A 25,598-nucleotide genomic window follows, 5' to 3' on the forward strand; every position below is an offset into this window, starting at 1 on the left:
GTGCATTTCGCCTTGTGGCCCTTGGCCCTGCTGCTTGCGGGGGCGCTCCCCGACGTGCAGCAAGCCCCGCAGCAAAATCCTGCGGAGGCTCAGCTGTCGCCGGCCGAGGAGCTCGCCGCCGCGATCGTCGCGATCGGCGAGCATCAGAGCCGCATGACCGTGCCGGTGCAGATCGCCGGCGCCGGTCCTTATCGGTTCATCATCGACACCGGTTCCGAACGCACCGTGATCGCGCGCGAGCTGGCGCGCAACCTCGGGCTCCCGCCGGGGCGCACGGTCAACGTGACGGCGATGAGCGGCACGAGCCGCGTCGGCACCGTCGTCATTCCCTCGATCAACGTCAGCACCATACCGGACATCGGCGCGATCCATGCGCCGGCCTTGAAGGCGGTCGATCTCGGCGCGCTCGGGCTGCTCGGCATCGACATGCTGCGCGATCATCGCATCGACATCGATTTCGAGGCCGGTCAGATGAGCGTGGCGCCGTCGGTCAAGCGCAAGAAGAAAAGGCCGCCGAAGCGGCCGGACGAGATCGTCGTCCGCGCCAAGAGCCTGTTCGGCCAGCTGATCGTGACCGAGGCCTCCTATGACGGCCGGCGCATCCGCGTGATCCTCGATACCGGATCGCCGGTCAGCGTCGGCAACGGCGCGATGCTGCGCCTGGTGCGCCGGCACACGCGCGGCATCGAACCGACGACGCTGATCAGCGCCACCGGCGGGCTCGTCCAGGCGCAGTTCAGCTATGTCGACAACGTGCGGGTGGGAGGGATAACCTTTTCCAACATGCCGGTTGCGTTCGCCGACGTAGCGCCGTTCAAGCGGTTCGAGCTCGATGACCGCCCGGCGCTGTTCCTGGGCATGAGCACCCTCAAGTCCTTCCGCCGCGTGCAGATCGATTTCGCCAATCGCGAGGTGCGCTTCCTGATGCCGCGCGATGTCGATACCCTTCCGCGCTCGGCGTTCACGGCGCTTTAGATGTCATGCCTGTCCGGCCGCCTATGCATCGCGCTGCGGCCCTCCTCGCCTGTCTGATTTGTGCAAGCTACGTCGCGGCGCAGACGCCGGCAGCATCACTCGGCGGCGATCAGCCGGCCCCGATGCTGGAGTTCGCGGTCAAGCAGGGCCGGATGACGGTGCCGGTCGTGGTCGACGGGCAGGGACCGTTCGATTTCCTCATCGATACGGGCGCGGAACGCTCCGTCATTTCGCATGAGCTCGCCGGCAGGCTCAATCTCCGGCCGGGGAACAAGGCGCGGGTTCTCGATTTCGTAGGTCCGAGCGATGTCGCGACGGTTCATGTTCCGGCGCTGGCGGTGAGCGAACTCGGCGGCCGGACGATCAATGCGCCGTCGTTCGCGCTGGCGAACCTCGGCGCGCTGGGCATGTTGGGAATCGATGCGCTGCAGGGGCATAAGCTCGCCATCGATTTCACACGTCGTCGAATGGAGGTCAGACCGTCGAAACGCCGCCCCAGGGGCGAGATCGTCATTCCGGCAGAGCGGCGCGTCGGCCAGCTGATCATCACCGAAGCATCGTTTCACGGACGACCGATCGCTGTCATCATCGATACCGGCTCCTGGGTGAGCGTCGGGAACAGCGCGATGCTGGCCCTCGCCAAGCGCCCGCCGCGCCGCCTCGGCCCCATCGAGGTCGTGTCAGTGACAGGGCGTTCCTTCTACGCGGATTTGATGGTCGTGAGCGATCTCAAGATTGGGAACGTGCGATTCGACAATGTCGAATTGTCCTTCGCCGATGTCGCGCCCTTCGAGCGCCTCGGCCTGAGCGATAGGCCGGCATTGATCCTGGGCATGAGCACCTTGCGCCTCTTTCGGCGCGTCGAGATGGATTTCGCGAACCAGCAGGTGGGCTTCAGCCTGCCGGCCCCGCGGATCGACTTTCGTAGCGTCTGTCGCGCAGCCTCCAACTGTCAGAGTTATCGCTGATCCTTCCGTCGCCGATTGCGGACACCGTCATAGCACCTTACCACCCGCTGAACCGGAAGAGGGGGCTAGGGATATGCGGGCATTGGGAACGGCGATGCTGGCTTCACTCGCGCTGGCGACGGCGCCCGCCGCCGCCCAGACGCGGCCCGACCAGCGGGCGTTCTTCGGCCTCTACAAGGAGCTGGTCGAGACCAACACCACGCTGTCCGCGGGAAGCTGCACCCAGGCGGCCGGGCAGATCGCGGCGCGGCTCAAGGCGGCGGGCTATGCCGACCGGGACGTCACGCTCTTTTCCGTCCCCGATCACCCCAAGGACGGCGGCCTCGTCGCGGTGCTGCCGGGCAGCGACGCCAGGGCCAAGCCGATGCTGCTGCTCGGCCATCTCGACGTGGTGGAAGCCAACCGCGCCGACTGGGAACGCGATCCGTTCAAGCTCGTCGAGGAGAACGGCTATTACTATGGCCGCGGCACCGTCGACGACAAGGCGATGTCGGCGATCTGGGCGGACACGCTGATCCGCTTCAAGCAGGACGGCTTCAAGCCCAAGCGCACGATCAAGCTCGCGCTCACCTGCGGCGAGGAGACGACCTTCGCCTGGAACGGCGCCGAATGGCTGGCCAGGAACAGGCCCGAGCTGATCGCGGCCGAGTTCGCGTTCAACGAGGGCGGCGGCGGGCGGATCGGCGCCGACGGCAAGCGTCAGCTCCTGGCGATCCAGGTCGGTGAGAAGGCGGCGCAGAACTATACCTTCACCGCCACCAATCCCGGCGGCCACAGCTCGCAGCCGGTGACGGACAACGCGATCTACGACGTCGCCGATGCGGTGCTGCGCGTCCGGAACTACGAGTTCCCGATCCGCTTCAACGACACCACCCGCGCCTTCTTCACCAAGTCGCTGCCGGCGCTGCCCTCGCCGGTCGCGGAGGCGGTGAAGCGCCTGCTCGCCAATCCGGAGGACAAGGAGGCCGACGGACTCGTCAGCCGCGACAAGGCGATGCACTCGACGCTGCGCACCACCTGCGTCGCCACGCTGCTCAATGCCGGCCACGCCGAGAATGCGCTGCCGCAGCGCGCCACCGCCAACGTCAACTGCCGCATCATCCCCGGCGAGACGGTCGACGGCACGCTTGCCAGGCTGCAGGAGCTTGCGGGCAACAAGGTAAAGGTCACCACAAACCAGCCGGTGCGGCCATTGGCCGTGCAACCGCCGCTCGACCCGAAGATCGTCGGGCCGATCGAGAAGCTCGCGGCCAGGCATTTCCCGGGCGCGCCGCTGCTGCCGCTGATGTCGACCGGCGCGACGGACGGCATCTTCCTCGAGGCGATCGGTATTCCGGTCTATGGCGTACCGGGCATCTTCGTCGAGCCCAACGGCAGCGGCACGCACGGCCTCAACGAGCGGATCGGCGTCAAGGAGCTCTACGACGGCCGCGACTATCTCTATGAGCTGGTGAAGCTTTTCGCCAATTCGGCGAGTTGATCCGGCTTGCCCCGGCGTCGGTCGCCGGGCATAGGGCGACGGTCATGGTTCCCTTTCTGTTCGCCGGGCGCGAGCTGGCCGCGCTGCGCGAGGGCGCACTGTTCTGGCCGGCGCGGCGCGCCTTGCTGGTCGCCGACCTGCATTTCGAGAAAGCGAGCTGGTTCGCAGGCAGCGGGCAGATGTTGCCGCCCTATGATTCGCTGGCGACGCTCGCCGAGCTGTCGGCGTTGGCCGAGCGCACCCGAGCGGCCGAGGTCTGGTGCCTCGGCGACAGCTTCCACGACCGCGAGGGCTGCGATCGCCTGCCCGCCGCCGCGCAGGCCAAGCTCCGCACGCTGACCGCCGCCACGCGCTGGACCTGGATCACCGGCAATCACGACCCGATCGTCGCCGACCATTGCGGCGGCGAGGTCGTCGAGGAGGCCGAGGTGGACGGGCTGGTGCTGCGCCACGAGGCCGATCCGGCCGAGACCCGGCCGGAGCTGTCGGGGCATTTCCATCCCAAGCTGCGCCTGACCCTGCGCGGACGCCAGGTCTCGCGCCGCTGCTTCGTCGCGACCGGGACCAAGCTGATCCTGCCGGCGTTCGGCGCGCTCACCGGCGGCCTCGACGCGCATCATCCGGAGATCGTCAGCGTCGTCGGCGCCGGTGCCGAGGCGCTGGTTCCACTCGATGATCGGCTGCTGAGGTTCCGGCTGGCGGCTTAGGACGGATCGGCATTCAGAACGGCGGGAAGCATGGCCCCTTTCAGGGATTGGCGTGACCGCGATCTGGCTCACCCTGGTCTTCCGCAACCAGATCGTCCAGGGCGAGGGCAGCCGCGCCGACGCAGGCTATCGCGGCTATTGGGGCCTGGATTTCACCGATGTGCCCCCGCACTTCGGCACCGGGGCAGACTACAAGACCTTCGTCGACGCGGCCCATGCGCGGGGCCTCAAGGTCTGTTTCGATGCCGTCGATCCGGAATTTTGGGATCGCTGCCGCTGCACAGGTTCAGCGATTTGCTTAGCTGGATGCACCGTGCCGATACCCGGATCCGACGTTGAGCGCCGCGTCCCGAGCGCGCGGTGACTAGCCCATGCGAAACCGCGGCAGATACAGAAAAATCTTTACTTACACAATTGTAAAATAAGATAAAAAATATGAGAACGCTAACTGTTCGTTAGCGCAGATTGCCTTAATATCGCCGGCAAGGGGATCGGCAATGCGTAGGCCCATGACGTGCGTACGAAGGTATCGGGCGCGGAAGGTACCTCCACCGCTCTCGTGCGCAAGTCGTCCTGGGCATCTGGTCGTTCACCGGAGTCGAGTTGTTTCGGCGCACGGGGCGCTGCCGGTCGATCGTCGTGGCGTGAATGCGTATCATCGTTCTTGAAGAGCGTGCCGGCCCCGGCGGGCCGCTGCACGAGCGCCTGCAGCGCGAGGGCTTCGAAGCCGAAGGCGCCGGATCGGCGCTGGAGTTCTATCGGAGCATGGCGATGGACAGCTATGACATCGTCGTGATCGACGCCGGCCCGTCCGACCAGGTCGGGCTGGAGATCGCATCCTGGCTGCACCGGAAGGGCGTCGGCATCATCCTGCTCACCGTCGGCAACGGGCCGCGGGACCGGATCGGGGCATTCGAGAGCGGCGTCGATCTCCACCTCACCAAGCCGGTCGCCGGCGACGAGCTGGTGCACGGAGTGCACAGCCTTGCCCGACGGATCGTCCGCGGCGAGATGCGCCGTCCGGCGACCACAACCCCGGAGCCGCGCTGGTTCTTCGATCCCGCCCACTGGACGCTGCAGGCGCCGAACGGCGGGCGGGTGAAGCTGACCGCGGTGGAAACGGCGTTCGTCCAGCGGCTGTTGATCCAGTCCGGAGCGGTAATCTCGCGCGCGGAGCTGCGCGCGGAGCTCGACTATGGCACCGATCCGGCCGGCGACAAGAACCTCGATGCCGTGATCCGGCGGCTCAGGCGCAAGATCGAGCAGGCGACCGGTTATCCCGCCCCGATCCAGACCGTGCATGGCCGCGGCTATCTCTTCTCCGCCCCGGTCCGGCTGGAAAGGCGCAAGACGCCCGAGCGCTAGGGTGATACCTCAAATAAATCATTGATTTCACTACTATTCTTCTGACGCCCTTCTTGCTGATTTCCATTATCTCGGCGAAGTCGGGATCCAGGGCCAAACCGGCCCTCGTTCGCGACTCTGGATCCGGCTTTCGCCGGGATGACGATGGTTTCAATCCAAGCTGATCCCGGTCCAGCGCTGTCGCCGGCGGCGCATCCTCTCCTTGTCGGAGTCGGCCCGCGGCCCGAGTCGCCGCTCCACAGACATTATAGTTACAACAACAAGTCAGATTTGCGACAATGACCCTGCCAAAGAACAGTCGGATCGGGTAGGATTTAGTAGGTTGCAGTATATCTCTAACATTACCCAACTAAATCCGACTTGATTTACGAGATATTTACGGAAGGGGATTGAAAAATCTTGTAACTCCTATTGAATTACTCATGCTGATTGACCTAGTCTGAATGGGTCCGATCTGGATAAAAGGGGAGAAAGGGGAGATGGTGGCGATGACAGGCCTTCCGATGAACCGCCCCCCTTCGACGGGTCGACCATAGACGTCAATCGCGCAACAGGGGGTTTGTCCGCATGATCGAGCAGTCTTCCGAGGCACCCGCCTCATCGCATCGGGCGGAAGGGGCGGACGTTTCGCAGCGGCGTGCCCGGCGCGTGATCGCGGCCGCGCTGGCCATGTCCCTCGCCACCGGCGGCGCATCGGCGGAAACTCGGCCGCCCGCCGCTGCAAAAGCTCCTGCGGCAAGCGTCAATATTTTCCAGGAGCAGGCCGGGCGGCTGGGCGTGCGCAAATGCGCCAATCTCTTCGCCGCAATGGGCGAGACCGTCTCCCACGGCTCCTCCTACACCGTCCAGGCGCTGACCGAGCGCGCGGCTCCCGACGGGCATGGCGTGCAGGGCGTGGTCGGCATGACCTACAACACGCCCGGCTACAGCGCCCAGGCCGCCGGCATCGTCATGGCGGCGCCGGTCGGCGGGAAGTGCGAGGGCCAGCTGGTGCGCGTGGCGCCGTTCCAGCGCGCGTGCAAGGACGTGGTCGCGCTGCTGCCGGCGGGCAGCACCGCGGCGGGCAGTCTGTCCGGCGTGCCGCTCTACACTCTCGGGAGCAACCAGGGGCAGGCGATGCTGGTCTCCAGCGGCGGCGCCTGCGTGGTGGTGACCGTCGCCCGAGGGGCGGACTTTGGATGATTTCGGGGAAGGGCCGGGATGAGCCGAGGCTCATAGAACGACCCTCTCCATCGGACCGAATTTGAATTCCTGAATCGTGGAAGCGTCTCCGCGCGCCGGAGCGGCGGGGAAGCTGTGTCTGTTCGCTCCGGGTCATCGGCGAGGCGCCGTGGCCAGCTCAACAAGGGGAAGTGGCATGTCCGGATTTGAGTCGCAGAACGTTCGTCGCGCCCGCTTTGCCGCGAACTGGGTCGTCGGTGCGGAAGGAGCGAGCTGGTCGCAGCGCCGCCGGCTGATGGCGGTGCTGCGCCGCGCGCATCGTGTGCTCGGGCTGAATCGCGACAAGCTCGGGCTCGGCGGGCTCGGCACAGCGAATCCGTCCAGCGCCGGAGCGTCGGCATCATCGGGTTTCCCGATTGTGCTGACAGGCAAAGCGGGCCTTTCCGCCGGCGTGGCGTTGGCCGCGCTGAGCGTTGTCGCCATCCCGCAAGCGGCGTTCGCGCAGACTGTCGTCGGCAATGGGGTTCTTAGCAACCCGGCCAACTGCACCAATCCCTCAGCAGGACCACAGGGCGTCGCTATCGGTTGTGGCAACAACGCTAACGGCGGCGCCTCAACTGCAATAGGCTCGGGCGCCAACGTGAATGGCGACAACGGCGTGGCTATTGGCACCGGTATCACCGCAACGGGCAATGCTTCGATCGCCATCGGTTATGCGATGGGCGTCAATGGCCTCAACGCCATAGGCATAGGCGTCTTTGCGAACGCGACCGGCGTCAACGCGCTCGCTGTGGGCGGAAACGCCCGCTCCCTCGCAGATGGAGCAGCGGCCTTTGGCGTCAACTCCACCGCGAATGGCGCCAACGGCACTGCCCTCGGCTCCTCGGCCACTGCTGGCGCGGCCGCAACGGCCGTCGGCGTGTCGAGCCAGGCGACCGGCGGCAATTCTGTCGCTATCGGCAGTTTAAGCCAGGCGACAAATAGTGCTGCCACTGCCGTCGGCAACGGTGCGTCGGCTTCGGGGAACAGTGCGACCGCCCTCGGCACGGGGACCGTCGCCAACAGCTTTGGTACCGCGGTTGGATCGACCAGCCAAGCAGCCGGCGGCAACGCGACCGCGGTGGGAGCGGGCAGTAACGCAGCCGGCGGCAATTCGACAGCGTTGGGAGTGATCAGCCAGGCAACCGGCGATAATTCTCTCGCCGCCGGCAACGGCGCCAACGCCAGCGGAGTCTCCGGCGTCGCCGTCGGCAACGCTGCTAGGGCGACTGGCGGCAGCTCAACGGCGCTGGGGACGCAAGCGGTGGCGATCGGCGACAGCACGGTTGCCGTCGGTCAGGGTGCCGGTGCCGGTTCGACCACTGCCAATAACAGCTCGGTCGCGGTGGGCATTGCGGCTGGCACGCTCGTCAGCGGCGCGCAGAATACCGCGATGGGCGGCGGCATCGCCAGCGTGATGCGAGGTGCCGGTTCCGGCGTCACGGGGACGCGCAATGTCGCCCTCGGGACCGGCGATGGCACCGTCGCCTACGACGGTACGCTCTCCGCCTCCGCGGGCAATCTGGTTACGGGCAGCGACAACGTCGCGATCGGAACCAATGCCGGCATCGGCGTCGCTGCCAACGGAACGACATCGATCGGCCACAATGCTCAAGCGAGCCAGACCAACGGCACTGCCATTGGCTTTGGAGCAACCGCCACTGGCGTGAACGCCATCTATCTGGGCGGGCGCACCGGAGCCGGCACGGGTGCTCTCGCTCAGAGCGCCATAGCCATCGGCACGGATGTGACGGCAAACGTGGCCGACGCCACCGCGATCGGGCGCCAAAGCGTGGCATCGGCCGAGTTCGCCGTCGCAATCGGGGTAAATTCCCGTGCGACGGGGACGAGCTCGGCAACGCTCGGCCCCAACGCAAACGCTTCCGGCAATTTCGCAGTGGCTTTGGGCAATGCCGCTGTGTCGAGTGGACTAGGCTCGGTCGCGATTGGGTCGGGCGCCCAGGGCGCGGATACTGGCGCCGTAGCGCTCGGCAACGGCGCCGGCGCGACCCTTGCGCGCGCAACCGCGCTGGGCGTTAGCGCATCAGCGAGTGGACTGAGCGCGCTGGCCATGGGCGACACCGCGAACGCGAGCGCCCAGAATGCGATCGCTGCCGGCACGAATGCGGTCGCCAATTCCGCGGACTCGGTCGCCATCGGCACGGGCACCACGGCCACCGGCGGCAGGGCCGTCGCGATCGGCGCCGGCAACGTCGCCAATGGCGATGGCGCGGTCGCGATCGGCGATCCCAGCACCGCAACCGGCGACGGCGCGATTGCGCAGGGCAAGGACAACACCGCCACTGGCAATGGCTCGGTCGCGATGGGTAACACCAACATGGTCGGCGGCGGCGGGCAGGCGATCAGCACGCCCGGCACGGCGGCGCAGGGCGCGGTCGGCATCGGCTATCAGAACACGGTGGTCGGCCAGGGCAGCGTCGCGCTCGGCAGCACCAGCCAAGCGCTGGGCGCCGGCTCGCTCGCATTCGGCGACACTGCCGTGGCGAACAATGCCGGCGACGTGGCGCTGGGCTCGGGCTCGGTGACCTCGGCGCCGGTGCCGACGGCGGGCACCACGATCCGCGGCACGCCCTACAGCTTCGCCGGCGCCGCGCCGACCAGCGTCGTCTCGGTCGGCGCTGTGGGAGCGGAGCGGCAGATCCAGAACGTCGCCGCTGGCCAGATCAGCGACACCTCGACCGATGCGATCAACGGATCGCAGCTCTTCGCCGTGCAGGATTCGCTGCAGTCGGCTGTCGCCGGCGCCGCGCCGCATTACTACAGCGTCAACGACGGCGGCACGCCCGGCGCGAACTACAACAACGATGGCGCGACGGGCGGCGCCGCCTTGGCTGCCGGTATCGGTGCAAATGCGGCAGGACTGTATGCGACGGCAGTAGGTTCGGAAGCTGTTGCAGCAGAGCAGGCGGCAATCGCCATCGGCAGGCAGGCCAGCGCTACCGCTGCCAACAGTGTTGCGATCGGGCAGGGCTCGAGCGCGAGCGGAGTAACTGGCGCGACCGCAGTAGGCGCACTCGCGAGTGCGAGCGCGGTCAATGCGCTGGCAGTGGGTGTCGGCGCCGACGCGTCAGCGACCAACTCCCTTGCCATCGGCACCAACTCGGTGGCGACTGCCGATCGCGCCACTGCAATGGGGCCGGGCGCCACTGCGTCCGCGCTAGGCACCGTCGCCGTTGGCGCGAGCGCGACCGCGGACGCCGAAGACGCCGTAGCCATTGGCAATGGTTCGACCGCGACGGGCGGCAAGGCGGTCTCGATCGGCGCGGGCAACATCGCGTTCGGCGACGGCGCGGTCGCCATCGGCGATCCGAGCTATGCCAGCGGCACCGGCGCCTTCACCGGCGGCGCGAACAACATTGCCAATGCCGACGGCACGGCGACCGCCACCGCTGCCAACATGGCGAGCGGCGCGGTCGCGATCGGCAACAGCAATGTCGCGGTCGGCCAGGGATCGGTCGCCCTCGGCAACACGAGCCGCGCAGGCGCCGCAGGCTCGCTTGCCTTCGGTGACACTGCCACCGCCGTTAACGCCGGCGACGTGGCGCTGGGCTCGGGTTCGGTCACGGATGCGGCGGTAGCAACAACCGGCGTGACGATCGGCGGCACGAACTACGCCTTCGCGGGCACGGCGCCGACCAGCACCGTCAGCGTCGGTGCGGTCGGTGCGGAGCGCACGATCACCAATGTGGCGGCGGGGCGGATCGATGCCACCTCGACCGATGCGATCAACGGCTCGCAGCTATGGGCCACCAACCAGGCGCTTTCGTCAGCGATCGCCGGCGCGGCCACGCACTATTACAGCGTCAACGACGGCGGCGCCCCTGCGGGCAACTACAACAACGACGGCGCCACTGGCGCCCTCGCGCTGGCGGCCGGCATAGAGACCGTGGCCACCGGCGACAATTCGGCCGCGGTCGGCGTGACCTCGTCCGCCCTGGCCGACGGGGCGTTCGTTTTCGGCAACGGCTCGACCGCCTCCGGCGTCAACTCCCTCGCGCTGGGCACCAGCACCGTCGCGAGCGATGCCAACGCGATCGCGGTCGGCACGGTCGCACAGGCATCGGGATCGGAGTCGATGGCGATCGGCGCGTTCGCGCAGTCGGGCGGCGATCTGTCCATCGCGATTGGTCGAAGCGCCAGCGCGGCCGCCGAAAGATCCACCGCCCTCGGCACGCTCGCCGAGGCAAGCGGCGCCTATGCGACGGCGCTCGGCAGCGGCGGCGTCAACGCCGCGACGGCCGTTCGCGCCTCGGGCGCCGGCGCGCTCGCGCTCGGCGGCAATGTTACCGCGGGCGCGAATGCCGCGGGAACCGACGCCATGGCGCTCGGCGGGCAGTCCAACGCCTATGGCAACAGCTCGATCGCCCAGGGTCTTGGCGCTCTGGCCGGCGCAAGCGGCGATGCGATCGGTACCGCCAACGCCATCGCCCTCGGCACCGGCGCGCAGGCGCAGGCGCTCAACACCATCGCGCAGGGCACGAATGCCGTTGCGACGACCTCCAACGGCATCGCATTGGGCTCGGACGCGCTGGCCGATGGGTCGAGCAGCGTTGCCATCGGCCGCGCGTCGACAACTACGGGGGGGCTCGCAGTCGCGCTGGGCAATGCCGCTCGTGCCGCGGACTCCGGCGCGGCACTGGGCAATCAGGCCCAGGCGCTCGGCCCCTCGAGTCTGGCGGCGGGCGATCAGGCGACCGCCTCCGGCACTTTCGCCACGGCGCTCGGCACCAGCGCCCAGGCGGGTGCGACCGACGGCTCCACCTCGCGCGACGTGGCGCTCGGCTTCAATGCGGCCGCCACCGGCGGCGACAGCATCGCGCAGGGCAGCAGCGCCGTGGCCGCCGGCGCCAACGCCATCGCCATCGGCAACGGCGCGCAGGCGAACGCGCAGGATTCGATCAGCATCGGCACCGGCAACGTCGTGAACGGCGTCGGCTCAGCCGCGATCGGCGACCCCAACACGGTCAACGGCAACGGCTCCTACGCGCTCGGCAACAACAACACGATCAACTCCAACAACACCTTCGTCGTCGGCAGCAACGTGACCGTGGCGAGCGGTCTCGACGGCGCGGTGGCGCTGGGCGCGGGCAGCACGGTGACGGCGTCGAGCCCGACTCCGAGCGCGACGGTCAACGGCACGACCTATAATTTCGCCGGCGGCAGCCCGGCGGCGGGCGCGGTGGTGAGCGTCGGTGCGGCCGGGGCCGAGCGGCAGATCCAGAATGTCGCGGCGGGCCGGATCAGCGGCAGCTCGACCGATGCGATCAACGGTTCGCAGCTCTTCGCCACCAATCAGGCGGTCGAATCGCTCACCAACACGGTGAACGCGACCGCGATCCACTATTACAGCGTCAACGACGGCGGCACGCCGCAGGGCAACTACGCCAACGACGGCGCGACCGGGGCGGCCTCGCTCGCGGCCGGCGTGGACGCGTCCTCGTCGGGCGTGCAGTCGACCGCGGTCGGCAACGGCGCGACGGCACAGGGCCTCCAGAGCATCGCCATGGGCTACAACGCCCGCGTGCTGGAGACCGCGCCCAATGCCAGCGCCCGCGGCATCGTGATCGGCGACTCGAGCACGATCGACAACAGCTTCAACTCGTGGATCTTCGGCCAGAGCAATTCGATCACCGGCTCGACCCAGGCCGGCGTGCTGGGCGGCTTCAACACCGTGACCGGCAGCACGGGCAGCATGGTCCAAGGCTCGAACAACACGCTGAACGGCGCTGTCGCCGCGAATGTCATCGGCGGCCTCAACACTGTCGACTCCTCGACGCTGACGAGCGTGATCGGCGCCAGCAACAGCGTCACCGGCGGATCGGACACCAACACCGTGATCGGCTCGGGCAACGCGCTGAGCGGTGCCAGCCAGAACTTCGTCGGCGGCTACAGCAACAGCCTCGGCGCCGGGCTCGCCAGCAGCCAGGTGTTCGCCAACGGCGGCACCACCGCGGCCGGCGTTCAGAACGGCGTGCTGATCGGCACCGGCGGCACCCTTGGCGCAAGCGACACGGTCGCCCTCGGCACCGGTGCGGCGGCGAACAACGCCAGCGACGTGGCGCTGGGTTCGGGCAGCACGACGCTCGCAGCGGTCGGCACCGCCAATACGACGATCGGCGGCGTCACCTATAGCTTCGCGGGCACCACGCCGATCTCGACGGTGAGCGTCGGCGCGGCGGGTGCGGAGCGGACGATCACCAACGTGGCGGCGGGCCGGATCAGCGACAGCTCGACCGATGCGATCAATGGCTCGCAGCTCTATGCGACCAACACGCAGGTCACGCAGAACACCACCGACATCGCCAATCTCGACAGCCGCGTGACGACGGTCGAGGGCGACGTCACGAACCTCGACGGCCGCGTGACGACCATCGAAGGCGACCTCACCGACATCAACAACGGCGGCGGCATCAAATATTTCCACGCCACTTCGACCGAAGCGGACTCGCAGGCGCTGGGCACGAACTCGGTAGCGATCGGTCCCAACGCGGTGGCCAACAACGCCGGCGACGTGGCGATCGGCAACGGCGCGACAACGGATGTCGCGGTGGCGACGGGCGGCACGACCATCAACGGCACGGCCTATACCTTCGCGGGCGCGGCGCCGACCTCGACGGTGAGCGTCGGCGCGGCGGGAGCCGAACGGACCATCACCAACGTCGCCGCCGGTCGGGTCGACGGCGGCTCGACCGATGCGATCAACGGCTCGCAGCTGTTCGCCACCAACCAGGCGGTCGACGGCATCGGCACGGAGGTGACCAACCTCGGCAGCACCGTCACCAATCTGGGCAACAGCTTCACCAGTCTCGACGGCCGGGTGACGACGGTCGAGGGCAGCGTCACCAATCTCGGCAACACGATCGCCAACATCGCCGGGGACACCACGTCCATCTTCACCGATGCGAACGGCGACGGCATCCGCTATGCCCGCACCAACGAGACCGGCCTCGCACCGACCGATGCCTTCGCGCAAGGGGTGGGCTCGACCGCGCTCGGCTATCAGGCGACCGCGAGCGCCGGCAATGCGGTGGCGCTGGGCCGCGGCGCCCAGGCCACCGTCGAGGGATCGCTGGCGCTCGGCGCCGGCTCGGTCGCGGACCGCGCGCTGGCGCCGGCCGTCGGCCAGATCCCGGCGACCACCGGCTACGTGCCGTACAACACGACCGACCAGACGCTGCTCGGCGCCATCTCCGTCGGCAGCGCCGGCGCCTATCGTCAGATCACCAATGTCGCCGACGGCACACAGGCGCAGGACGCGGTGACGATCCGGCAGCTGCAGGGGGCGCTCTCCTCGTTCGCGGTGACGCCGATCGTCTACTTCCATGCCAATTCGACGGCGGCAGATTCGCTGGCGGTCGGCCAGGAATCGGTCGCGATCGGCCCGCAGACGGTGGTCAACGGCAACAATGGCATCGGCATGGGCAATGGCGCGATCGTCCAGGCGACCGCGCCGGGCGGCACGGCGATCGGCCAGAACGCGCAGGTGGCGCAGGCCGACGCGATCGCCCTCGGCACCAACGCCCAGGGCAACGGCATCCAGTCGGTCGCGATCGGTGCCGGGGCGAACGCCATCCACTCGGGCAGCGTCGCGCTGGGCGCGGGGGCGACGACCTCGGTCGGGTCCGAGACCGGCTACACCGGCTATGGCCTCACCGCGCCGCAGAACTCGGCCGGCGAGGTCTCGGTGGGCAGCGCGGGCGCCGAGCGGAAGATCACCAATGTCGCGGCCGGTTCGGCGCCGACCGATGCGGTCAACGTCAGCCAGCTGCAGGCGGTCGACGGCAAGGTGACCAACCTCGACAACCGCGTCACCAATGTCGACAACCGGGTGACCGCGGTCGAAGGCAACGTCACCAACCTCGGCGACAGCGTCGCCAACAGCTTCGGCGGCGGCTCGACCTATGATCCGACCACCGGCACCGTCACGACCAACCTGAACATCGGCGGCAACACCTACAACAACGTCAACGACGCGCTGCAGGCGGTCAACGCTACCGCCGGCGCCGGCTGGAACATCCAGGCCAACGGCGGCCCGTCGACCAATATCGGGTCGAACGGCACGCTCAACGTCACCGTCGGCTCCAACACCGTCGTGACGCTGAGCGGCAACCAGCTCCAGGTCGGGGTGGTCGACAACCCGACCTTCGCCGGCATGGTGACCGCGAACGGCGGCCTCACCGTCGGGGCGAACACCAGCGTCAACATGGGCGGCAACGTCGTCCAGAACGTGGGCGCGGGCGCGGTGACTGCCACCTCGACCGACGCGGTCAACGGCGCGCAGCTCCATCAGGTGCAGCAGGTCGCCAGCAACTCGGTGCAATATGACGCCGACCATAATTCGGTGACGCTCAATCCGGGCGGATCGGCGGCGACCATCCACAATGTCGCGGCCGGCGTGGCGCCGACCGATGCGGTCAACGTCCAGCAGCTCAATGACGGCCTCTCGAGGACGCTGGAATCGGCCAACGCCTACACCGACCAGAAGGTCGCCGGGATCCAGTACGACCTCTCGCAGGTCCGGCGCGACGCCAATGCCGGAACCGCGGGTGCCCTCGCCGCGGCGGGTATGCCGCAGGCGTTCGAGCCGGGCCGCGGGATGCTGGCGTTCGGCGGCGGCACCTATCGCGGGCAATCCGCCTTCGCGCTGGGTCTGTCGCGCGTGATGGACGACGGCGTGACCGTGGTGAAGGCGGGCGCCACCTACGACACCCAGCAGCATGTCGGCGCCAACGTCGGCGTCGGCTTCCAGTTCTGATCCTCAACGTCGAGAGATTTTCAAGGAGGACATCATGAAACTCAGGTTCCTCGCCGTTCCGCTTCTGGTCGCCGTCGGTCTCTCTCCGGCAATCGCCGGGGAGAAGGTCGGCACCGCGTCGACCTATGTCGGCAGAGTCGATCCGAGCGTGTTCCACAATACACCGCTCGAGCATAAGAAGCTGGGCGTGGTCGTCGACCCCGCCGCGGTACGGATGATCACCCCCGGGGTCGACAAGTTCACCATTTATCGGCTGATCGGCACGCCCCACTTCGACGAGGGCATCACCCGCCGGTGGAACTATGTGCTGTTCTTCCCCACGGCGCCGGGGAGCACGGAACGGGTGCGCTGCCGGATGGAGATCCGCTTCACGCGCCAGCGCGGCCTCTACAACGTCTCCGTATCCGAAGTGATCTGGCAGGATCAGGCCTGCGCGGACCGGGTTGCGGCCGCGGACTGATTGAGCGAGAGGCGGCGCCATGCGCTCGATCAGCCTCATCGCCGCCTCTCTGCTTGCCTGCGCCGGGATGCCGCCGGCGCAGGCCCAGACCTTCGGCCCGCCGATCCAGGGCCTGTGCCTCCTGTCGCGCGTCGGTGCGATCGCCGCCTCGCGTGCCGGCCAGTCGATGCAGGCGCAGCTCAAGCAGATGCAGGGCTCGCTGAACGGCGACCTCGCGCAGCGCCGCGCGGCACTGGATCAGCAGCGCCGCCAGCTCGAAGCGCGGCAGAGCGCGATCGCGCCGATCGAGTACCAGCGCCAGCTCACCGCCCTCAATCAGCAGGCGCAAACGCTCGAGCAGCAGCAGAACACGCGCTTCATCGCCGTTCAGCAGCGCGGCCAGCAGCAGATCGACGGCGCGCTCGGTCAGGCGCTCAGCCGTGTCGTCACCCGCACCGCCTGCAGCGTCGTCATGGAGCGCGACCACGCCTATGGCTGGAACAACGCCATGGACATCACCGGCGCGGTGACCAAGGAAATCGACGGAATCCTCCCCGCAATCGCGCTGCAATAGGGCTTGGCGGTCACGCCTCACGCCAAGCCCGCGCATCGCCCCCAGGCGCCGCGATTTCGCTTGCGCGAGCGCGCGGCTGCTATAGGTTAAAGAGACTTTCATATGTGAAATAGTGGAGACGCAGAGGCGATGAGGGCAATCGTGTGCGAGCAGCCGCGCCGGCTCGGCATCGCGGAGCGCCCGATTCCCGCTCGCGAACCGGGCGAGGTGCTGATCCGCATCCGGCGGGTCGGGCTGTGCGGCACCGACTATCACATCTTCGCCGGCGACCAGCCGTTCCTCAGCTATCCGCGCGTGATCGGGCACGAGCTCGCCGGCGAGATCGCCGAGGCGGACGAGGGCAGTGGGCTCCGGCCGGGCGAACTCGTCACGATCAATCCCTATCTCGCCTGCGGCGACTGCGTCGCCTGCCGCAAGGACAAGCCCAACTGCTGCGTGGCGATCCGCGTGCTCGGCGTCCATGCCGACGGCGGCCTGTGCGACTACCTCGCGGTTCCCGAGAGCGCGGTGATCCCGGCGGGTTCGCTGTCGCTCGATCAGGCGGCGATGGTCGAGTTCCTCGCGGTCGGCGCCCATGCCGTCGGCCGCGGCGAGGTCCGGGCAGGCGACCGCGTGCTGGTGGTCGGCGCAGGGCCGATCGGCGTGGCGGTCGCGCTGTTCGCGGCGCGGGCGGGGGCGGCGGTGACGCTCGCCGACACCAGCCGCCAGCGGCTGGCCTATGCGCGCGACGCGGTCGGCATCGCCGATATCGTCGCCGCCGATGACGATCTCGAAGCGACGCTCGGCGCGCGGACCGACGGCGATTTCTTCGACGTGGTGTTCGACGCCACCGGCAACCGCGCGGCGATGGAGCGCGGGTTCGGCTTCGTCGCCCATGGCGGCAGCTATGTGCTGGTCGGCCTCACCAAGCAGGCCGTCGCCTTCGCCCATCCCGAATTCCACAAGCGCGAGATGCGCCTGATCGGCAGCCGCAACGCGACGGCGGAGGATTTCCGCGCGGTGATCGCCGCGATCGAGAGCGGGGCGATCCCGACCGATGCGATTCTGACCCACGCCTTCCCGCTCGCCGAAGTTCCGGCGCGGATCCCGGCGCTCATCGACGACCGGGGATCGGTGATGAAGGCGATTGTGACGGTATAAGCAGGAAACAGGACGAAATGGCGAACACCGGCGTCCCCATCGGCCAGACTGTGTCCGCTACCCCGCGCGGCGCCTTCATCACGCCCGGCTATCTCGCCGGCTTCGCGCTGGTGACGAGCCTGTTCTTCCTCTGGGCGATCGCCAACAATTTCAACGATATCCTGATCCGCCAGTTCCAGAAGGCGCTTGATCTCAACCGCGCCGAGGCGGGATTCATCCAGTTCGTCTTTTACCTCGGCTATTTCACCATGGCCCTCCCCGCCGGTCTTTTGATGCGGCGGTTCGGCTATCGCGCGGGCATCCTCGCCGGTCTCGGCCTCTACGCTGTCGGCGCGCTGCTCTTCTATCCGGCGGCCGAAGTGCGCCAATATGCGGTATTCCTGACGGCGCTGTTCGTCATCGCCTCGGGCGCGGCGTTCCTCGAGACCGCGGCCAATCCCTATATCGTCGCGTTCGGTGACCCGAGCCGCGCCTCTCAGCGGCTCAACTTCGCGCAGGCGTTCAACGGCTTCGGCGGGTTCATCGCGCCGATCATCGGCGGCCGGTTCATCTTCTCGGGGGTCGAGCACAGCCGCGACCAGCTCGCGGCGATGGCGCCCGCCCAGCTCGAGGCCTATCGCCTCGCCGAAGCGCGGATGGTGCAGGGCCCCTATCTCACGCTGGCGTGCGTCGTCATCCTCGTCGCGATCGCCGTCGCCCTCGTCCGCCTGCCGGAGATCGGCGCAGGTCCGGCACGACAGGCCGAGCGTACCTCGCTGTGGCAGGTCCTGAAGGTTCCCAGCCTGGCCGGCGCGGTGGTGGCGCAGTTCTTCTACGTCGGCGCGCAGGTCGGGATCTGGAGCTTCTTCGTCGACTTCGTGAAGGAGCTGGTGCCGGCGACGCCGGAGCGCAGCGCCGCCTATCTGCTGTCGGTCAGCCTGATCCTGTTCATGTCGGGCCGCTTCATCGGCACGCTGCTGATGCAGCGGATCGCGGCGCGGCGCCTGCTGCTGGTGTTCGCGCTCGCCAATATCGCGCTCACCGCGGTCGCGATCGTCGCTTCGGGCTGGGTGGCGGTGGGAGCGCTGGGGCTCACCAGCTTCTTCATGTCGATCATGTTCCCGACGATCTTCTCGCTCGGCGTCAAGGACCTCGGCGACAAGGCGATGCTGGGGTCCCCGCTGATCATCATGGCGATCATCGGCGGCGCCGTGTTCCCGCCGCTGATGGGGCTCGTCTCCCATTGGGCGGGGACGATCCAGGCGGCGGTCGCGCTGCCGCTGGCCTGTTTCGTCGCGGTCGCGGTCTACGCGCGCGCCCGGGCGGTGTGAGCGCCGGGAGCATGAGCGGCGAACGACGGCCCAGGACGCTCAAGAACACCTATTCGGCACCCGCACTCGAAAAGGGCTTCGACGTGTTCGAGCTGCTGGCGAACCATCCCGACGGGCTGACGCTGTCGGAGATCGCTTCCGGGCTCGGCCGCTCGATCGGCGAGCTGTTCCGGCTGATCGTCGTGATGGAGCGCCGCGGCTATCTCCGGAAGGAGCCGGAGTCGGACCGCTACCGCGTCACCTATCGCGTGCTCGACCTCGCGCACCGGGCGACGCCGGTGCAGGACCTGACCCATGTCGCGGCGCCGGTCATGTACGACCTGGCGCACGCCGTCGGCCAGTCATGCCACCTCGTGGTGCCGGTCGAGGGGCAGGGGCTGGTGGTGCTGCGGCAGGAGAATCCGGGGCCGACCGGATTCAGCGTCCGGCGCGGCGCCGCGATCGACCTGTTCCGGAGCTGCTCGGGGAACGTCCTGCTGGCGCTGACCGATCCGGAGCGGCGCTTCGCATTGCTCGGCCCGCGCGCGGAAGAGGCCGAGGCCGTACTGCCTGGGTTGGAGCCGACCCTGGCGGCGATCCGCGCGCGCGGATTCGAGCGCCGGCTGAGCGCGATGACCTATGGCGTGATCGACATCAGCTATCCGGCATTCGGCTTCGACGGTCGGCTGGCGGCGGCGCTCACCATCCCATTCCTCGAGCGCATCGACGGGTCGCAGCCGGTCGCGATCGACGCGAGCCAGGAGCATCTCGCGGCCGCGGCGCGAGCGATCTCGGCGGGGCTGGGCTGGTTCCGGCGCGGCGACGGCGGCTGACCGTCAGACCGTTACCCCCTGCTTCCACAGCGCGATCTCGCGCTCGCCGTTGCGCTCCGCACGGGTCGGGGCGCCGGAGGCGGTGGCGACGACCAGGTCGAGCAGCCGCTCGGCCGCAGCCTCGGCACTCTCGCCCGCGAGCAGCGTGCCGGCATCGAAGTCGATCCAGTTGGGCTTGCGCTCCGCCAGTGCGCTGTTCGACGCGATCTTGAGCGTCGGCGCGGGAAAGCCCATCGGCGTGCCGCGGCCGGTGGTGAACAGGATCACGGTCGCTCCGGCCGCGGTCAGCGCGGTCGAGGACACCGCGTCGTTGCCCGGCGCTTCCAGCAGGGTCAGCCCGTGCGCGCCGACCCGCTCGCCGTAACGCAGCACCTCCACCACCGTCGAACGGCCTGCCTTCTGCACGGCGCCCAGCGACTTCTCGTCGAGCGTGGTGATCCCGCCCGCCTTGTTGCCGGGCGAGGGGTTCTCGTAGATCGGCTGGCCGTGGGCGATGAAATAGCCTTTGAAGTCGTCGACGACGCTCCGGATCTTCTCGAACACCTTCTCGTCGCGCGCGCGTGCCATCAGGATGCGCTCGGCGCCGAAGATCTCGGGGATCTCCGTCAGCACCGGCGTGCCGCCCGCGGCGGCGACGGCGTCGGCGACGCGGCCGACCAGCGGATTGGCGGTGACGCCCGAGAAGCCGTCCGAGCCGCCGCACTTGAGCCCGATCACCAGCTCGGAGAGCGGCACCGGCTCGCGCCGGTCCTGCTCGGCGCGGGCGACCAGTTGCTCGATCATCGCCAGCCCGGTCTCATATTCGTCCGCCACCGTTTGGGTGGTGAAGGATCGCACGCGGTCGGGCGCGAGATCGGGCGCCTCGGCGAGCAGCGCGCCCAGCTGATTGTTCTCGCAGCCGAGCCCGACGATCAGCACGCCGCCGGCATTGGGATGCTGGGCCAGCGCGGCGATCATCTTCCGGGTGCGCGCGAGGTCGTCGCCAAGCTGCGAGCAGCCATAGGGATGCGGAAAGGCATGGACCCCGTCGATGCGCCCGGCGAAGCGCGCGTTGGCGAGCTCGGCCAGCCGGCGCGCGGTCGCGCCGACACAGCCGACGGTGCAGAGAATCCAGATCTCGTTGCGCGTGCCGACCCGGCCGCCCCCGCGACGATAGCCGAGGAAGGCGCGCGGCGGCGCGACGGTCGCGCCGTCCTCGACGGTGGGGCGGAACTCATAGGTCTCGACCCCGTCGAGCAGTGTCATGACATTGTGGACGTGGACGTGCTCGCCCGATGCGATGGCGCTCGTGGCGCGCCCGATCGGCCAGCCGAACTTCAGCACCTCCTCGCCTCCGCCGATCGGCCGGATGGCGATCTTGTGTCCGGTCGGAATCTCGTCCCGCACCTCGATCGGCCCGTCCGGCCCGGCGACCCGGTCGCCCGGATGGAGGTCGCGGAGCGCGGTGGCGACATGGTCGCGCGCATCGACGCGGTGGATGGTGTGCGGCGCGGCTTCGAGCGAAAGGGTCATGTGATCCTGGAATGGGAACGGTTCGGGAAAAGTCAAATATCGCCCGGCGATAGCTGGCCACTGTCCGTATTGCGATGTTATAAGCCAAAATTGAGATATTAACCACTGGCCGATCCGATGAACCGTCGCGGTCTGCTTCATGGTTTAACTGCCGCCGGCGCTTCGGCTGCGCTGCCGCGTGCCGCTTTTGCTCAGGCCAGGGCTCCGCAACCTTCGCGCCTTTCTCGATGTAGCCGGATGGCGGTGTCTCTACGGCCCCAACTTCGGGGCGGGGCAGCAAGGAGAATGCCGCGGTCGAAGCGGCCGCGGTCCAGCGCATCCTCGGCAACCGGCTGATCGCGCTCCAGATCGGCAATGGCCGACTCTTCCGCAGGCGCTATAGCCCGTCCGGATGGACGCCCGCCGATTTCATCCGCGAACGGCGCGCCTTCCACGGCGGGCTCAATGCCCGCGGCAGCCGAGCGCGTCGATGATGTCCTCGATCCGTGCCGGGTCGCCGGCGGCGATCACCTCGCCGCTGCTGCCGGCGTGGAGCGGGTCGCCTGCCCAGTCGCACATCCGCCCGCCCGCGCCCTCGACCACCGGCACCAGCGCGGCGAAGTCGTGGAGCTTGAGGTTGGCCTCGACGACGATGTCGAGATGGCCGGACGCCAGGCAGGCATAGTTGTAGCAGTCGCCGCCGAGCACGGTCGAGCGCACCGCACCGTCGAGATGCTCGAAGGCGTGGAGCTGGGCATCGTCGAAACAGGCGGGCGACGTGGTGCCGAGCAGCGCGCTGGCAAGGTCGCGGCAGGCGCGCGTGCGGGCCGGGGCGCCGTTGAACTCCGTCGGCCGTCCCATGACGCCGATCCAGCGCTCCTTGAGGATCGGCTGGTCGATCACGCCCAGCACCGGCCAGCCGTCGGCGATCAGCGCGATCAGCGTGCCGAAGATCGGCCGCCCGGCGATGAAGGCGCGGGTGCCGTCTACGGGATCGAGCACCCACTGGCGGCCGCTGGTGCCCTCCTCGACCCCATATTCCTCCCCGGTGATGCCGTCGCGCGGCGCCTCGGCCTTGATCAGCCGCCGCATCGCCGCCTCGGCTTCGCGGTCGGCGCGGGTGACGGGGGTCTCGTCGGGCTTCATCTCGAGCCCGAACTCGGCGCGGAACAGCGGGCGGATCGTCGCGCCGGCGGTATCGGCGAGTCGGTGCGCGAGCGCGATGTCTGAAGGGATGACAGCCATGTCCCCCGCCTAGCCGAGAGGCGCACGGACGGCTAGAAGCGCGGCCGATCTGAATCGTCGTTCCAGCTGAATTGAACCGTCATCCCCGCGGAAGCCGGGATCTCGTGGGGCTTATGGTGCTGCAATTGTCCCGGGGATCCTGGCTTTCGCCGGGATGACGGCTTCCTCCAGTGCGAAGCGATCATCCTGGGAGTTCCGCCCACATGCGCCTCTTCCCCCTGATTCTCGCCGCCGTTGCCGCTATCCCGGCCGCGGCCCAGGTCCGTGTCGTGCCCCAGGCCCCCGCGTCCGTTTCCGCCGCCCGGAGCGGCGTCGACGTGTTCCTCATCAATGAGGACGATCGCGAGCGGCCGGTCGTGGCGCCTTCGCGCATCGTGGTGACCGCCGAGACCGGGGACCGGCTCGCGCTGGTGCCGGCCGAACGCGCGCCGGCAACCATCGCCGCCAAGAGATTCGCGCGCGTGCGCTATCTCTACGCCGGCGTGGTCGAAGCGGCTCGCGCCGCGCCGGCGGCGCCTCCCGTCGCGTTGCCGCCTGCTGCTGCTGCTGCTGCTGCTGCTGCTGCTGCTGCTGCTGCTGCTGCTGCTGCCGGGCAGGTGCAGGCCCCGGCCGATGTGGCGGTCGCGGCGCCTTCACCGGCTCCGGCTTCAGGTGACGTCTCGGTCGGGAAGGAAACGATCGTCGCCTCCGGCAATGGCGAATCTTCCGGCTTCCTCGACCGGTTCGCGCCCTACGAGCCGATCTACGGCGTCGCCGGGCTCAAGGATGCGGGGGCCAAGCTGCAGGTGAGCTTCGCGCTCAGGCCGCTCGGCGGCGACGGGCTGCTGTCGCGCTTCACCTTCGCCTATACCCAGACGATGTTCTGGGCGATCGACCGTCCCTCCGGCCCGTTCCGCACCACCACCTACAGCCCGGAGGCCTTCTTCGACATCCCTGTCACGCACGACCTCAGCATCGCCGCGGGCTATCGTCACGATTCGAACGGCGAGGGCGATCCCGGCTCGATCTCGGTCAACCGGCTGACGCTGCGCGCGGTCAAGGGCTTCGACCTTGGCGACGGCTGGCGCGCCGAGCTGGTGCCGCAGGTCTGGACGTTCGCCGGCGACGATTACGGGCTCGACCGCTACTGGGGCTATACCTCGCTCAAGGCGTCGATCGGCCGGGCTGACGGGATCAAGCTTGCCGTCACCGCGCGGGGCAATCCGGGCACCGGCAAGGGTGGGGCGGAGCTGTTCGCGTCGTACCCGCTTGCGGGCGTGGGCGACGGCATCGGCATCTATCTCTTCGGCCAGGCCTTCACCGGCTATGGCGAGGCGCTCGACGATTATCGCATCAACGATACCCACGCCCGCTTCGGGATCGCGCTCACGCGGTAATGACTCGCGCGCCGCGAAGGCGTATCCGAAGCGCGCGTTCCCAGCGAAGGACCTGCCCCATGCGCCTGCCCCTGATCGCCGCCGTCACCGCCCTGCTCGCCATGCCCGCCGAAGCGGCGCTCGCTCCCGGCGCGAAGGCGCCCGACTTCGCCACCCGTGGCGCGGTCGCCGGCAAGATCGTCAACGTCCGCCTGCACGATCTGCTGAGGAAGGGACCGGTCGTGCTCTATTTCTTCCCGGCCGCCTATACCGGCGGCTGCAATGCCGAGGCCGCCGCCTTCGCCGAGAAGATCCCCGAGTTCACCCGCGCCGGCGCGACCGTGCTGGGCATGTCGGCCGATTCGGTCGATGTGCTGCAGAAATTCTCGGCGGAGAAATGCGCCGGCAAGTTCGCCGTCGCCAGCGCCGGCCCCAATGTGGTGAAGGGCTATGACGTGGCGCTCGGTCGCTCGATCAGGACGCCGGGCGGCGCGACGATCGACGCCACCAGCCGCACCAGCTACGTGATCGCGCCGGACGGCCGCATCGCCTATGTCCACGACGATCCCAGCCCGACGGGGCATATCACCGGCACGCTCGCGGCCTTGCGAGGCCTGGGCAAGCGCCGGTCCTGACGCCTCCGATGTAACGCCGACGACAACCCGATATTAGGGGTTCGGCGCTACACGCCAGCCTGGCGGATGCAGCCGCGAGGGGATCGGAAAAGACCATGAAGCGGGCTCACGTCGTCCGTTCCGAACAGGCCGGCCCGTTGTCGCGCCAGCTGTTCGACCGGATCGGCGATTTCCTGACGACGCAGCGGCTCGACCCCGATCCGACGAACTATGCCTTTGCTTATGCGATCCTCGCCTATCCCGATGCACCGCTGGCGCAGGCGGTGGCCAAGCTGACCGACGGCGGCGTGCGGCTGACGGTGCGCGACATCGAGGCGCTGGGCTGCGAGATCGCGCCCGGCGCGGGTAACGAGCGTGAGCGTGCCGACGGGCTGATCGCGCAGACGCAGCTCCAGGTCGAAGGCTTCGCCGACGTGATCCAGGGCCTCCACGCCGAGACGCACGGCTTCGGCCGAGCGCTCGCCGAGAGCGCCGACCGCATCCGCCTCCATCAGGACGCGCTCGACGGATCGGCGGCGGTGGCGGAGGTCGCGCGGATCACCGCCGCGATGGTCGCGCGCGTGCGCACAGCGGAAGCGCGTCTCGAGAGCGCGACGCGCGAGGCCGCGGAGCTGCGGGCCAAGCTCGAGGAGGCGCGCGACAATGCCCGGCGCGATCCGCTGACAGACCTTCCCAACCGGCGTGCCTTCGAGGAGACGTTCGCCGGCTGCGTGAAATCCGGCCGGACGATATGGCTTGCGGTATGCGACATCGATCATTTCAAATCGGTCAACGATCGCTTCGGCCATGCCGTCGGCGATCGCGTGCTCAAGGCGATCGCCGCCGCGCTGCGCGAGGCGTGCGGCGACCATCTCGTCGCCCGCTATGGCGGCGAGGAGTTCGTCGTGCTGTTTACCGACATGGATGCCGGCTCGGCCCGCGCGACGCTGGAGACCGCGCGCGAGCAGGTCGCGACCAAGCGCTATCGCCTGCGCGAGACCGACGAGCCGCTGGGGGCTGTCACCTTCTCCGCCGGGCTCGCGCCGGTGGCGAAGGGCGACACCGCGCGCGCCGCGTTCGGCCGCGCCGACCGGCTGCTCTACAAGGCGAAGAACGAAGGCCGGAACTGCGTTCGCGTCGGCTGAAC

At 68.6% G+C, this 25,598-nt stretch carries 18 protein-coding genes; 16 read left to right on the forward strand and 2 right to left on the reverse strand.

What is annotated here, in order from left to right; all coding sequences use genetic code 11:
• Window positions 1–21 precede the first annotated feature (21 nt).
• The 13 genes from ACMGER_RS05550 (at window position 22) to ACMGER_RS05610 (ending at window position 19,746) form a co-directional block, all read left to right on the forward strand.
• Window positions 22–975, forward strand: a complete 954-nt coding sequence (locus ACMGER_RS05550; RefSeq protein ID WP_436811099.1) for an aspartyl protease family protein — start codon at window positions 22–24, stop codon at window positions 973–975.
• Between the two features lie 122 nt (window positions 976–1,097).
• Window positions 1,098–1,943, forward strand: coding sequence for an aspartyl protease family protein (locus tag ACMGER_RS05555; protein ID WP_436811100.1), 846 nt, complete (start codon window positions 1,098–1,100; stop codon window positions 1,941–1,943).
• Window positions 1,944–2,016: 73 nt separating this feature from the next.
• On the forward strand, window positions 2,017–3,423 hold the full coding sequence (locus ACMGER_RS05560) for a M20/M25/M40 family metallo-hydrolase (protein ID WP_436811101.1): 1,407 nt from the start codon (window positions 2,017–2,019) through the stop codon (window positions 3,421–3,423).
• Window positions 3,424–3,467: 44 nt separating this feature from the next.
• Complete coding sequence (gene pdeM, locus ACMGER_RS05565) at window positions 3,468–4,130, forward strand: ligase-associated DNA damage response endonuclease PdeM (RefSeq protein WP_436811102.1); 663 nt, start codon at window positions 3,468–3,470, stop codon at window positions 4,128–4,130.
• A 46-nt stretch (window positions 4,131–4,176) separates the two neighbouring features.
• On the forward strand, window positions 4,177–4,494 hold the full coding sequence (locus tag ACMGER_RS05570; RefSeq protein WP_436811683.1) for an alpha-amylase family glycosyl hydrolase: 318 nt from the start codon (window positions 4,177–4,179) through the stop codon (window positions 4,492–4,494).
• Between the two features lie 284 nt (window positions 4,495–4,778).
• Window positions 4,779–5,495, forward strand: coding sequence for a response regulator transcription factor (locus tag ACMGER_RS05575; RefSeq protein WP_436811103.1), 717 nt, complete (start codon window positions 4,779–4,781; stop codon window positions 5,493–5,495).
• 567 nt (window positions 5,496–6,062) lie between these two features.
• Window positions 6,063–6,677: a hypothetical protein gene (locus tag ACMGER_RS05580; protein WP_436811104.1), complete on the forward strand. Its 615-nt coding sequence runs from the start codon at window positions 6,063–6,065 to the stop codon at window positions 6,675–6,677.
• A gap of 175 nt (window positions 6,678–6,852) precedes the next feature.
• Window positions 6,853–15,471, forward strand: coding sequence for a hypothetical protein (locus ACMGER_RS05585; protein WP_436811105.1), 8,619 nt, complete (start codon window positions 6,853–6,855; stop codon window positions 15,469–15,471).
• A 34-nt stretch (window positions 15,472–15,505) separates the two neighbouring features.
• Window positions 15,506–15,931: an outer membrane protein assembly factor BamE domain-containing protein gene (gene bamE, locus ACMGER_RS05590; RefSeq protein WP_436811106.1), complete on the forward strand. Its 426-nt coding sequence runs from the start codon at window positions 15,506–15,508 to the stop codon at window positions 15,929–15,931.
• Between the two features lie 19 nt (window positions 15,932–15,950).
• The gene (locus tag ACMGER_RS05595; protein ID WP_436811107.1) at window positions 15,951–16,484 is read left to right on the forward strand and encodes an OmpH family outer membrane protein; all 534 of its coding nucleotides are present in this window, start codon (window positions 15,951–15,953) and stop codon (window positions 16,482–16,484) included.
• 129 nt (window positions 16,485–16,613) lie between these two features.
• Window positions 16,614–17,624: a zinc-binding alcohol dehydrogenase family protein gene (locus ACMGER_RS05600; RefSeq protein WP_436811108.1), complete on the forward strand. Its 1,011-nt coding sequence runs from the start codon at window positions 16,614–16,616 to the stop codon at window positions 17,622–17,624.
• Between the two features lie 17 nt (window positions 17,625–17,641).
• Window positions 17,642–18,934 carry an L-fucose:H+ symporter permease gene (fucP, locus tag ACMGER_RS05605; protein WP_436811109.1) on the forward strand — a complete coding sequence of 431 codons (1,293 nt, stop codon included), beginning with the start codon at window positions 17,642–17,644 and terminating at the stop codon, window positions 18,932–18,934.
• Between the two features lie 11 nt (window positions 18,935–18,945).
• Window positions 18,946–19,746, forward strand: a complete 801-nt coding sequence (locus ACMGER_RS05610; RefSeq protein ID WP_436811110.1) for an IclR family transcriptional regulator — start codon at window positions 18,946–18,948, stop codon at window positions 19,744–19,746.
• Window positions 19,747–19,749: 3 nt separating this feature from the next.
• On the opposite strand, the gene ACMGER_RS05615 is transcribed toward ACMGER_RS05610, so the two are convergent.
• Both ACMGER_RS05615 and hisN read right to left on the reverse strand, forming a co-directional pair.
• Window positions 19,750–21,258: a UxaA family hydrolase gene (locus tag ACMGER_RS05615; protein WP_436811111.1), complete on the reverse strand. Its 1,509-nt coding sequence runs from the start codon at window positions 21,256–21,258 to the stop codon at window positions 19,750–19,752.
• A gap of 441 nt (window positions 21,259–21,699) precedes the next feature.
• Complete coding sequence (gene hisN, locus ACMGER_RS05620; RefSeq protein WP_436811112.1) at window positions 21,700–22,482, reverse strand: histidinol-phosphatase; 783 nt, start codon at window positions 22,480–22,482, stop codon at window positions 21,700–21,702.
• Window positions 22,483–22,685: 203 nt separating this feature from the next.
• Between hisN and ACMGER_RS05625 the strand changes: the two genes are divergently transcribed.
• From ACMGER_RS05625 to ACMGER_RS05635, 3 genes are all read left to right on the forward strand, one after another.
• Window positions 22,686–23,858: a phospholipase A gene (locus ACMGER_RS05625; RefSeq protein WP_436811113.1), complete on the forward strand. Its 1,173-nt coding sequence runs from the start codon at window positions 22,686–22,688 to the stop codon at window positions 23,856–23,858.
• A gap of 59 nt (window positions 23,859–23,917) precedes the next feature.
• Window positions 23,918–24,472 (forward strand): peroxiredoxin, encoded by a 555-nt coding sequence (locus tag ACMGER_RS05630; protein ID WP_436811114.1) that lies wholly within the window; start codon window positions 23,918–23,920, stop codon window positions 24,470–24,472.
• A 95-nt stretch (window positions 24,473–24,567) separates the two neighbouring features.
• Window positions 24,568–25,596 (forward strand): GGDEF domain-containing protein, encoded by a 1,029-nt coding sequence (locus ACMGER_RS05635; RefSeq protein ID WP_436811115.1) that lies wholly within the window; start codon window positions 24,568–24,570, stop codon window positions 25,594–25,596.
• Window positions 25,597–25,598 lie beyond the last annotated feature (2 nt).

The sequence above is a fragment of the Sphingomonas astragali genome (assembly GCF_051400615.1).
Taxonomy (GTDB): Bacteria; Pseudomonadota; Alphaproteobacteria; order Sphingomonadales; family Sphingomonadaceae; genus Sphingomonas.